At 66.4% G+C, this 10,728-nt stretch carries 15 protein-coding genes; 2 read left to right on the forward strand and 13 right to left on the reverse strand.

Annotated features, from left to right (window positions below):
- Positions 1-8: 8 nt before the first annotated feature.
- Genes OJ962_RS06035 through OJ962_RS06045 form a run of 3 tightly spaced genes read right to left on the reverse strand, consistent with a single transcriptional unit; the run spans position 9 to position 2,370 of the window.
- The gene (locus OJ962_RS06035) at positions 9-674 is read right to left on the reverse strand and encodes a sigma factor (RefSeq protein WP_202956209.1); all 666 of its coding nucleotides are present in this window, start codon (positions 672-674) and stop codon (positions 9-11) included.
- The gene (locus tag OJ962_RS06040; protein ID WP_270006236.1) at positions 671-1,969 is read right to left on the reverse strand and encodes an FtsK/SpoIIIE domain-containing protein; all 1,299 of its coding nucleotides are present in this window, start codon (positions 1,967-1,969) and stop codon (positions 671-673) included. The genes OJ962_RS06035 and OJ962_RS06040 overlap by 4 nt, the downstream gene beginning before the upstream one ends.
- A 53-nt stretch (positions 1,970-2,022) precedes the next feature.
- A complete protein-coding gene (locus OJ962_RS06045; protein WP_202956211.1) occupies positions 2,023-2,370 on the reverse strand; it encodes a hypothetical protein in 348 nt (115 codons plus the stop codon).
- A gap of 120 nt (positions 2,371-2,490) precedes the next feature.
- Between OJ962_RS06045 and OJ962_RS06050 the strand changes: the two genes are divergently transcribed.
- Together OJ962_RS06050 and OJ962_RS06055 are read left to right on the forward strand one after the other, a co-directional pair.
- The gene (locus OJ962_RS06050; protein WP_202956212.1) at positions 2,491-3,336 is read left to right on the forward strand and encodes a GntR family transcriptional regulator; all 846 of its coding nucleotides are present in this window, start codon (positions 2,491-2,493) and stop codon (positions 3,334-3,336) included.
- Positions 3,333-4,016 carry an HAD family hydrolase gene (locus OJ962_RS06055; RefSeq protein ID WP_202956213.1) on the forward strand — a complete coding sequence of 228 codons (684 nt, stop codon included), beginning with the start codon at positions 3,333-3,335 and terminating at the stop codon, positions 4,014-4,016. The genes OJ962_RS06050 and OJ962_RS06055 overlap by 4 nt, the downstream gene beginning before the upstream one ends.
- A 19-nt stretch (positions 4,017-4,035) precedes the next feature.
- On the opposite strand, the gene OJ962_RS06060 is transcribed toward OJ962_RS06055, so the two are convergent.
- The 10 genes from OJ962_RS06060 to OJ962_RS06105 form a co-directional block, all read right to left on the reverse strand.
- A complete protein-coding gene (locus OJ962_RS06060; RefSeq protein WP_407697495.1) occupies positions 4,036-4,728 on the reverse strand; it encodes an 8-oxoguanine DNA glycosylase in 693 nt (230 codons plus the stop codon).
- Positions 4,729-4,787: 59 nt separating this feature from the next.
- On the reverse strand, positions 4,788-5,171 hold the full coding sequence (gene queD, locus OJ962_RS06065; RefSeq protein WP_202956215.1) for a 6-carboxytetrahydropterin synthase QueD: 384 nt from the start codon (positions 5,169-5,171) through the stop codon (positions 4,788-4,790).
- Positions 5,168-5,788, reverse strand: coding sequence for a 7-carboxy-7-deazaguanine synthase (gene queE, locus OJ962_RS06070; protein ID WP_202956216.1), 621 nt, complete (start codon positions 5,786-5,788; stop codon positions 5,168-5,170). The genes queD and queE overlap by 4 nt, the downstream gene beginning before the upstream one ends.
- A gap of 14 nt (positions 5,789-5,802) precedes the next feature.
- Positions 5,803-6,471, reverse strand: a complete 669-nt coding sequence (locus OJ962_RS06075) for a hypothetical protein (protein ID WP_202956217.1) — start codon at positions 6,469-6,471, stop codon at positions 5,803-5,805.
- Between the two features lies 1 nt (position 6,472).
- Complete coding sequence (locus tag OJ962_RS06080) at positions 6,473-7,390, reverse strand: CBASS oligonucleotide cyclase (RefSeq protein ID WP_202956218.1); 918 nt, start codon at positions 7,388-7,390, stop codon at positions 6,473-6,475.
- Positions 7,391-8,419 (reverse strand): hypothetical protein, encoded by a 1,029-nt coding sequence (locus tag OJ962_RS06085; RefSeq protein WP_270006237.1) that lies wholly within the window; start codon positions 8,417-8,419, stop codon positions 7,391-7,393.
- Positions 8,420-8,438: 19 nt separating this feature from the next.
- Positions 8,439-8,978 (reverse strand): 7-cyano-7-deazaguanine synthase, encoded by a 540-nt coding sequence (locus OJ962_RS06090; protein WP_238932096.1) that lies wholly within the window; start codon positions 8,976-8,978, stop codon positions 8,439-8,441.
- Positions 8,979-9,188: 210 nt separating this feature from the next.
- Entirely contained in the window at positions 9,189-9,383 is a 195-nt protein-coding gene (locus tag OJ962_RS06095; protein WP_202956221.1) for a hypothetical protein, read from the reverse strand.
- Between the two features lie 461 nt (positions 9,384-9,844).
- Positions 9,845-10,225 (reverse strand): hypothetical protein, encoded by a 381-nt coding sequence (locus tag OJ962_RS06100; RefSeq protein ID WP_202956222.1) that lies wholly within the window; start codon positions 10,223-10,225, stop codon positions 9,845-9,847.
- Positions 10,226-10,291: 66 nt separating this feature from the next.
- Complete coding sequence (locus tag OJ962_RS06105; RefSeq protein WP_270006238.1) at positions 10,292-10,726, reverse strand: MerR family transcriptional regulator; 435 nt, start codon at positions 10,724-10,726, stop codon at positions 10,292-10,294.
- Between the last annotated feature and the right edge of the window lie 2 nt (positions 10,727-10,728).

Genomic DNA, 10,728 nt, shown 5'->3' on the forward strand with positions numbered 1-10,728 from the left:
CGCGACGGTCACGCGGCCTGCCCGCCCGTCGTGGTCGAGTGCGCCTGATGCCGGCCCGTGCCGCGACGACGCAGACTTCGCCGAGCCTCACGCGCCGCGGGGAGTCGGTTCACCCAGCCGTAGACCGCGCCCTCGTTTACCCCGACTGCCGCCGCGGCGGTCGCGACGGTCCCGCCCTTGCGGATCACGCGCAGCGCCCGAGCGATCACGACCGGTGGGTGCACCTGCGAGACGTCCGGTTGGCAGGCCAGCTCGACGGCCTCGGGCAGCTGGCGCACGAACATGCGCAGCTGCTCGCGCACCAGGACGGCCACCGCGGGGTCTGTTCCCTCGACGGCGGGCATCTCGTCGTTGCCTCCGTCGAGCCAGACGGCGTCGTTGAGCACACGCGCGCCGGCCTGCCGGGTCCGCTCCCGCGCATTGAGCACGCGCCAGCGGACCGTTCTCGCGGCGATCGCCGCGAACGAGCACGCCGTCTCCACGCGGCAGGCCTCCAGTAACCCGACAAGCGCTTCCTGACGGAGATCGTCGGCGTCCAGGCCGAGCGGGGGAGACCAGCACACCGACCGCAGCAACGGCTCGTAGCGAGTCACCAGAACGCGGAACGCCAGCTCGTCGCCGGTCCGCGTCCGCTCCGCGAGCACCTCGTCGGTCACCTTCCGGCGCGCGCTCATGACCGCGTCTCCCCGTTCGAGAGCCATACGTCAGCCCGCAGCGCCGCTGCGCGTGCCGCCAGCTCGTCCGCGTCGGCGTCGTCCAGGTGGAACCCGCGCATCCGGACCGGCAGGCCGTCCTCGGCGAGCAGCAGCCCCACGCCACGCTGAACGGGCGCGATCGTCGCCGCGTCGTGCCCGAGCGACGCCCAGCCCTGCCCCAGGATCGTGTCCGACGCCTGTGGCGTGTTGCAGCGCAGCGCGAGCCGGAACCCGAAAAGATCGCGGAGCGCGCTCGGGACTACGTCCGCCGCGGGCTTCTGCGTGGCGGCGCAGACGATCACGCCGGCCGCGCGGCCCCTGGCGACGAGATCGCGCAGCAGCTCCGCGAACTCCTTCTGCTTCCTGCGGTCCTCGTGCCCGAGGTAGAACGCCAGCTCGTCGCACGCCACCAGGTTCAGCGGCAGCCCGTCCTCCCGCGCGACCTTCCGCTGACCGCGCAGGAGCAGCTCGCGGTACCGCTGCTCCATCTCGCCACGCAGCTCACGCAACAGCTCGATCGCCTCATCGATGTCCGGGCCCGCGAGCCGCTGCGCACACGGAGCCCACACCGACAGCTCCACGAGCTTGCCGTCGAGCAGCCACACGCGCGTGCTCGGATCGAGCGCCGCGGTCGCCACGAGCAGCGAGAGCGCCGCACTCTTGCCCGCCCCTGGCTCACCGCCAAGCAGCACGTTGCGCTCGGGCAGCGCCACCGAGACCGTCGCACCCAGCTCGTTGACGCCCATCGGGATCGGCTCCCACAGCGACAGTTCGGCCGCGTCGCGCTGAGGCCAGCGGACCGACGCCACACCCGCGAGCGGGTCACGCCGAACGAGCGTCACCGTGCCCGTGGCCGCGTTCTCCCGATCGCGAGTCACGCGGACCTCGCGCACCTGCAGGCACACGGCCAGCTCCTCCGCTCGGTGCTCGACATGCCCCAGCGACGAGCCACGCGACGCGCGCACCCGCACCAGCTCTCCGGCCGGGATCGACGTCACTCGCCCCGCGCGTACACGGGGGAGACCGCAGTCCGTCCAGGCCGCCCACCACTTGCGCCGGACCCGAGCCGCCCGCAGCGCCGTCCGCAGCCAGCCGCGTGCCCTCGGAACTGCGAGCACGACAGCCACCAGGCCGAGAACGAGGCCCCACGCGGCCGCGGCACCCACGAGCCCGGCAAGCACGCGCTGCACGACGACGATCGCGCCGACGAGCGTCAGTTCCAGCCGTGATCGCCACAGCGCTCCGACCAGACCGCCCAGTAGCCGCAGCCACACGTCGCCTTCCGTAGCCCGTCGCGGCGTTCGCACACGGGACAGCTCGCCGGTCATCACGCCGCCGCCTTCTCCCCGCCGGCCCGAGCGTTCGTCGAACGGATCGCCGTGGCGCGAAACGCCATGCCCGAGCGCCCGTCCATCTCCCATGCCTGCGCGGTCATGCCCTCGATGCGCACCATCACGCCCTGACCGACGCCGGGGTCACCGGGGAGGGTCACGCGGATGATCTCCGCCTCGTTGTCGCCGAACGCGACGACCTGGACACGCCAGAGCAACTCCCCGTTCTCATCGGTGCGAGGCGCCCAGGCCTCACGCGGCTTGCCGTCCTCGAACTTCTTCAGCGGCTCCGCGGCGCTGACCACGAGGAACTGCAGACGGCTCGTGTCGATCGGCAGACGCATCTGCTCGAACCTCCTTCACGTCGCCCATACGGGACGATCACTCGACTTGAACAACATAGACAGCATGGCTAGCCATGTCAACCAAGTCAGGTCGCCTAGTCCGCAAGTAGACTTCGCCGTGTGAGCGCTCTCGATCCCGACGATCCGCGTCCGCCTTACATCCAAGTGGCCGGCGCCCTTCGCGCTGCGATCCTCACCAAGACCCTGCAGCCGGGAGACCAGCTGCCGTCCGGCAGTCAGCTCGCGACCCGCTACGGCGTCGCGCGCATGACGGTCCAGCAGGCGATCCGCATCCTGCGCGACGAGGGCCTCGTCGTCTCACGCCAGGGCAGCGGGGTCTTCGTGCGCGAGCGCACCGCCCGCCCGGTTGGCCTGCGCCCCGTCGTTGAGCGAGCGTTCCAGCGCCCGAACGTCACGATCGACTTCTTCGGCTTTACCGCCGAGACCCTGCTTGGAGCCGTGCAGGAACCGCTCGACAAGATCCGGGCCGGTGCGGCCGCTCCCGAGTCGATCGCAATCCGCATCCTGGTCCCGGACAGCACCAAGCCCGCCGCATTGCCGTGCCGCGCCGACGACCTCGCCGACGACCCCGCCTTCCGCGAACGCTCGCGCGCAATGACGCAGCGCCACAACGAGGCGATCACCGACGCCGTGCACGAGCTCGACGAACTCGGCCTCGTCGGCAACGGCACCGTCGAGGTTCGCGTGCACCAGCTCTCGCCCCTCTTCAAGGCCTTCATCCTCAACCGCGAAGAGCTGTTCCTCGGCTTCTATCCCGTCGTCCGCCGCCAGGTTCAGCTCCACGCCGAGCCTCACGACATCTACGACCTCATGGGCAAGGACGCCACGCTCTTCCACCACGCAGCCAGTGACGACGACACGTCGACCGGCTCGCAGTACGTCGAGCAGATCCAGGCGTGGTTCGAGACGATCTGGACCACCGTGGCGCAGTCGCTCATCCGATGAAAGCCCCTCCAACCGCCGAGACGGCCCTGCTGTTACAACGGGCGCGCTTCCTGCTGCTCGACTTCGACGGGCCGGTTTGCTCCATCTTCGCGGGCACTCCGGCTTCCCGAGTAGCCAACGATCTTCTGGGCGCACTTCGTACCGAGGGCGTCAGCATTCCGGAGCGAATCAAGGCGACATTGGACCCGTTTGAGGTGCTGCGCTTCGCGCACTCGATCAACTTCGCGGCTGCGGACCGCACAGAACGTCGACTACGTGAGGCTGAAGTCGCCGCGGTCCCTACAGCAATGCGCACGCCACACGCCGCCGACCTCATCACAGCTTGGCGTAAGACCGGAAAAGCCGTGGCAATCGTGAGCAACAACTCGGAGGCCGCCGTCGTGGCTTTCGCTTGCCTTCATCGCCTCACGCTCGACGCGGTCGTTGGTCGTACCTCTTCCGATCCGTCGCTTCTCAAGCCCAATCCGCATCTGGTCGAGCGAGCGGTCGACGCTCTCGGTGCTGCCGGCCCTGACACAGTGCTCGTCGGAGATTCTCCAAGCGACATCGTGGCCGCCAAGGAGTCCTGCGTCAACGCGATCGGCTATGCCAACAAGATCGGAAAGTACGCGCGTCTTGTCGACGCAGGCGCGGACGGCGTAGTGGAAGACCTCGGCACGCTGCTAGATGCCCTTCGATAGGCCGCTCACGCGATTCGAGTCAGCGCGCCCGCTGCACATCCCACAGGAAAAGGTCGAGCTCGGCCGGTGAGGCATCGAGTTGTTCCGCCCACTGGAGGTACGCTCGCTCTATCTCGAGATAGTCGCGCGCGCTTGACGGTCGCTTCTCGCTAACACCGGCTTCGGCCAGCGCGCGCAATACGTGCACATCGAGAATCGCGAGTCGCTCGGCCCAGCCGCAATTGCGCAGCAGCCAACTTGCGGTTTTTAGACCGACGCCGGGGCAATCGCATAGCCACTGCCGCCGCTCATCTTCGCTCTGCTGCGCAGCGAGACCCGAGCGTAGGCCGCCACGGTCTCTGACCCACACGACAGCGTCGCTCACCAGCCGCGCCTTGCGAGCCGGGAATCGATACCGGCGCCAGGCACCATCGGCGCACGCCGGCTCGAACTGCGGCTTCCTCAGTTCGTGCTCGAGTCGCTGGCGGAGCTGATCGTGCGACCACAGGTCGTGAAACGGGTCCAGAGCCATCACCACTCTCGTAGCGGACCGCCCTAGCTCATACGTGACGCCATGCCCGCCCAGCAGGCAGAAGACCAACTCACGGCGAAGGTCTCTCTCGTCCGCTGGGACAGACGGTGCGGTGACGGCGTACTTGACCTTGTGACGCTCCCACACCGGGGACCACCACGGTTCGGAGAGTTCTGCCACACGGGCGGGGTCTACGTGCATCGTTCTTGGTTTCTCGAACCGCGCCCGGATCTCCTCCGTACACCGAGGCGGATGACGCGTCAACTCGACCCGCCACCAGGATCGCGTGGGCCGCGATAGATGCACGATGCAGTGCACGTTTCCGCGACTCGTACGGCAACCAAACCCGGCAAAGTGCTCTCGATCTGGGTCCAGATCCATGCGGCGAGAAGCTCGGACGTGGGATTCTCGAGGCCCGCCACCTCGTTGAGGTAGTGGTGATCGAGTTGATCGTGCAGCGGGGCCCATGCGCTGGCGAGATCTGCGAAGTCGCAAACCCATCCCTCAGACGACAGGTCGCCGGCCACGGTGAGTTCTACGACGAAAGAATGACCGTGCAGTCGCCGGCATTTATGGCCATGTGGGGCCTTGGGAAGCAAATGCGCCGCCTCGAACCGAAATGCGCGCGTAATCTCGAAGCTCACGGGATACCAAGCACCTTGTGCCACTGGCGGCTTAGCTGCCAGGCCGGTCGGTCGCGGCACGTGGCGATCGTCACGGCGGTGTTGTGGTCCACGTCAGGGCCATCAATCGGCTGCAAGAACCGGTGTGAGAACTCCAAACGCTCGAGTTCCGCGAGGTCCAGGCCCGACTGCGGCCAGGCGATCTTGATCTCGTCACCGCTACGTTGACGCAACGGAGCTCCGGATTTGGGACTCACGCAAATCCAGTCGACGCCCTCTGGGACAGGATTGGTTCCATTAGTCTCGATCGCCAATACTGCACCGTTCTCGCGTACTGCTCCGATTAGTGCCGCGTCCAACTGCAGTGTCGGCTCTCCGCCGGTGAAGACGACAAACGCGGGGCTGCTAAACGACCAGCACGCATGAATCGCCGCCGCCAGCGTCGCCGGAGATTCGAATCGGCCGCCTCCCTCGCCGTCTGTCCCAACGAAGTCGGTGTCGCAGAAGCCACAGATCGCGTTCGACCGGCCGCTCTCACGCCCATTCCACAGGTTGCAGCCGGAGAAGCGGCAGAAGACCGCCGGACGCCCGGTGTTGTAACCCTCGCCTTGAAGAGTCGGGAAGATCGACTTGACCATGTAGCGGCGCCGCCTCACGATCTCGGACGATCCGTGTCGGCGAGCCCCTGTTCTCTGGGGAGATCCGGAGTCACGGGGTCCGCTTCCGGCGGAGCCGTGATCTTGGCCGCCTTTCTGCTCTTCTGTGATCCGAACATGCTTCGCCAGAGCACGGTGCATCGAAGCCACCAGGTCGGTGACCCGGGGCGTTGGTCCGCGAGGGTGAAAACCTCGCGCTTCCGGTTGTGACGGGCCTTCAGCGATGCGGCCTTCATGTCCGGGATCGGCGCGATCGCCCCCATGACCCGCGCGTATTCGACAGCAAGATCTTTGTCCGGAACTGACCATCGTTCATTCTCGACCTCGGCGCGCGCGAAAACCAAGTTGAGTTCTCCAAGCTGCTTCGCGGCTTCGGCATGCGCCGCTGCTTGTGTCGGCCAGCCGACAACGAGATCAACAACGGAGACGAAGAAGGTCACGCCCGCAAGCGCCGCAAGGAAACTCTGCAGTCGTCCCTCGAGTCCGAGGATCGAGATCTGCTGGTCGTCGTTGGCCAACGCGAGCACGAGGCTCGTGATCGAGAACGCCATCACGCCCAGCACGAGAAGACGCGCTCGCCGCAAGTATCGATCGCGCAGCGTCGCATGCGCCGTGAGCATCCAGCCGATTACTCGACGGCAGCGGTTGTACTCCTTCTGAGTCATCTTATTCGAGCAACCGCCGCCACTCCTCGGCGCTCCTCGCATTCTGCATTCGCGAAGCGATCCGACGGAGCGCGGTGGCGACCCGCTGTCGATGTGGCGAGTTCTCAGCCCCGAAGGTCTCATCGATACGCGTCGATTGACCCGTCACGTCGGCGATCGGCCGTTTGATCCTCTCGGCGGCGTGACTAAAGAAGTGCCCGAGCATCGCTTTGGCGTTGCGGGGACCCTGGTAGCCACGAAAGGCATCGACCGCGAGCGCTTCCATGTGGTAGCCACCAGGACGGTCGCGTTCTCCGAGCGACGCGTCCACGACCGCCTTAGCAAGCTTGATCGTCGGTACAACGCGTCCCCCTTGTTCACGGTTGGTGTGCGTCAAGCGCTCCTCGAATGCGCGTGGCCGGATGAACGACCACCCCGTGCCCGCCTTGTCGGAAATTGCAATGTTGCCGCCTCGCTCAACCGCCGGGAGCAGCTGAATCTGGTTGCCGTCCTTATACGTGACCGTGACTGCAAAACCCGCATCGATCGAAGCGACCCGGCCCATGTCAAGGCCCTGACGAAGGGCGCGCTCCATCGCGGAACGAAGCGCGCTCGGCGTATCCCCGTCAAGCGCCTCATGCTTCAAGACGACGAGGGAATCGACATCGGAGAGACCGTCGACGTAGGTGTGCTTGGCGACCGAGCCGCCATAGAGCAAGCGATCAATTCCAGCTATGCGGTCTCCGAGAGCGTTCGTGATCTCGTCGAGCCGCTCGTTGACGAGTTCCGTGTCGCGGTTGTTGATGAGCGCAAGCTGCTCGTTGAGCAGGGCGTTGACATCGCTCTCGAGGCGAGCCTGTTCTAGTTCCTTCTGAACCTCGGCTCGGAGCTCATCGGCACTTCGACTGCTATGGAGCCCCCCGCCACCGCTCCCGCCCATTCAGGTTCTCCTTGCCATCGCAGAAAGGTACGCGCTCTGTAGGACGTCACCGAGGTGCTCGCCGGGCCGGCCCACCATGGGATCGTTGAAGATCGTCCAGTCGTACGACTCGGCTACGAATCGGCGCAGCCGCGACTGCAGCTGACCGAGAAATGTCAAGTTCGATGCCAGCGCGGCGAACCGGCGAACGTCGTCTCGCTGTTCGATCAAGCTCTGCAACAAGGGCGCTTGCTCGCGATGCACTGCGAGTCCGTGCCAGTACGCGTACCGCAACCACGTCAATCCGTCGAAGATGTCCGCGCCGGCAGCGAAGTAGAGCGGCACGAACAGGGGATCGAGTGCCCCGAAAATATGGATCGGCGTGCTCAGTCTCGCCCGATCCAGTATCGAGCGCAGGCGCATGACACCGACTATGCGGTCGAGTAATGTCGCGCCGAGCTCGTGCTCTGTGATGCCTATGACTCCGAAGAACGCGAGCTTCGACGCGCACGCTTCGAGCTCTTCCAGGTCGTGGATCGAGCCACGGCACGGTTTGAGGAGCACGATTGGAGTTAGAGCGCGACGACCAGCAAGAAACTCCTGCGCGGACCGCAGCTGCGCCGCGTAGCTCTCGCCGGGACGATCCCAAGCGACTGCAGCACAGTTGACCGCAGCGGCGGGCAGGCGATCTAGCAGGACCCCGTAATCCGCTTCGGTCCACGGCAACGGCTCACGTAGATCTTGAAGCAGCTCGCCGCTGTCGACCTTTGGACGCACCTCATAGCCGCCACTGTCGATGATCAGAACTTCGGGACGCGATAGGAGACTTGCGCTCCAGTCTTCGTCTTCCAGGCTGTCGGCGGCGGCGAGCAAGCCGTGGTGCAGATCGTACGCCGACACCAGGAAGCTCTCGGTCAGGCGATCTGCGAAGAACTCGAGTGCGCTGGAAACCTCCGACCGTTCCGGCTCGCCCGGTTCACGGATCGCTCCGAATCCACGCGATGAGAACGACGGAACGAGAAGCGGGGTCGCGATCTGGTCCCCCGACACCAACCGCAATGACCTGATCTCAGCCGACACCCAGGGCCTCCCGATCTGCACAAGACGAGCAGGCGCCGCACGCATCGTCCGACGCTTCACAGCTATGCGTCACCGAAAGCGGAACATCGAGGCGTAACGCGAGCGCGTGGATATCGCCTTTGCTCCAGTTCAGGAAAGGCGTCACGAGCTGCATCGCACCGTCACGGTGAAAATCGAGTGTGCGCTGCAGCAGATCGACGAAATCCGGCGAGCAATCGCGATAGCCGGTCCCGGCATGGATCCCCAGACCGACTAGTGCCGCATCCGGTCGTAGGGCCGCGGCGCAGGTCACGAGCAGCGCGTTCCGCATCGGGATCTCTCCCGCGCTGATCACGAGACCTTGCACCTGAAGTTCTTGGACGGGAGCGGCGAAGTGGTGGCCAAGTGATCGCACTGCTTCGCGCTCCGCCTCACGCGCTGGCTGGCCATAGTCCACGAAGCAGAGCTCAACCTCTTGGTCCTCCGTAACCGCGAGCGCCGTGAGCGTCGCCGAATCAATACCGCCACTGCATAAGACGACGTAACCCATGATCACCTGGGAGAGCCTCGACCAATAGATTCTGTGACACCGTACGCAACGAGTCGGACGCGATCAACTGAGGCCTACCGGTCGCGAGATATGTCCCCTTGTCGCCCGTGATGACCTCCTCCACGACGTCAAGGGCGGCCTTCGGCCGCCGGCCGGCTGCGCGCGGCTCGCTTCGCTCGCCGTGCTCGCCGGCCAACACCGGCGCGCGCCTTAGGGGTTCGCGCTCGACTGGGCGCGCCGATTCCGTGTCCATTCGATCAAGCGGAAGACGACCTCCACCTGGAACGCCGCCCACAACAGCCCTACGTACCACGGCACGCCCACGGCCACAGCGACGCCCCACAGCCCGACGATCAGCGCCGCGTACACCCAGAACCACTTGCCGCCCGTCATCGTCCAGGACACATCGCGATGCTATCCGCGAACGTAAACCCGGGTCGACTCGTTTACGGCTAGCTCCGCCGTCCGGCGGCGTCAAGTGGACTGCTGCGCAGCTCGCTGCGCTCGGCCCTGTCGGGCTCCGCTTGACCCCACCGGCCGACTCCGCTGATGCGCGGGTCAAGGAGGCTCCGCCAGGACTGCCGCACCAAGGGCGGCGCTGAGCTGAGCTGAGCTGGCGGGCAGACCGGGTCTACTTCCTCGCCTTCTCCCCTCACGGGGACCGGTTTCCACCCCTTACCGCGAGATCGGCTAGGCCGTCAGGGTAGGCCGCGAACGGCGGTCGTCACCGGCCGCGCGTCGTGCCCACAACGTGCCCACTTCCACGAGAGGCCCCATTTCGGGCACCCATCCGACCCACGCTTACCGCGGCGTAGAGCCAAATGAGCGCCCTCAATGAACCGGTTTTCAGCCTACGGAACCGAAGGTCAGAGGTTCGAATCCTCTCGGGCGCGCTGAGCAGAAGACCCCGCCACTCGCGGGGTTTTCTCGTTCTCGGGCCCGTCGACGGTCCTCGGCAACGGGCGCAGACCCTTAGGCCGATCGGTCCGTTGGCGCGTCACGCTCATCGGGAAGTTTGACCGGCGCCGCCACGCCACCATCGCTGCGGGAGCGATGAGGCACAGCGCCACCGCGGACACCGCGCCGCCGGCGCCGACGAGGACTCCGGCGCCAAGGGCGCCGGCCGCGCCCGCCAGCACGGGGCCTGCGAGGCACGCGAGCAGCATCACCGCGCCCATCCCGAGGATGGACCGCATGCCCGTCGCGGCCGCGGACGAGGTTTGATCGGACTTGATCGGGAGCCACATCGGCAGGTCTTCTCCTGGTCGAGGCAGCGTTCGACCGGGACCCTGCACGTTGAACTCGGGTTCAAGTCAAGCGCGTCTGCGAACCTGGCGCACGTCCAGGTCGATGTCCGCGACGGGTGGCAGGAGGGTCGGGTCGACGAAGAGTCCGCAGACGTCGACGCTTCGGCAGTCGCAATGCTGCGCGACCTCGAGCCACTGCTTGACGGCATGGGCTCGCACGATCAGCGCTTCGATCTGCGGCAGCTTGGCGTCGGCGAGCGCACGGATGTGCGTGCTGGCGTCGGCGGTGCGGTTGCCGGGGCCGGTGAGGGGCGCGATCTCGTCCAGGGTGAGGCCGGCGCGTTGAGCGACATCGATGATCGAGAGCCGGTGGAGGACGTCGGGGCTGTAGCGGCGCTGGCCGCTGACGCGGTCCGGTTGGGGGAGGACGCCGGTGCGCTCGTAGAACCGGATGCGCGACGCGTTGAGGCCGGCACGCTGAGCGACCTGGCCGATGGTCATCG

The sequence above is a fragment of the Solirubrobacter deserti genome (assembly GCF_027587175.1).
Classification (GTDB): Bacteria; Actinomycetota; Thermoleophilia; order Solirubrobacterales; family Solirubrobacteraceae; genus Solirubrobacter; species Solirubrobacter deserti.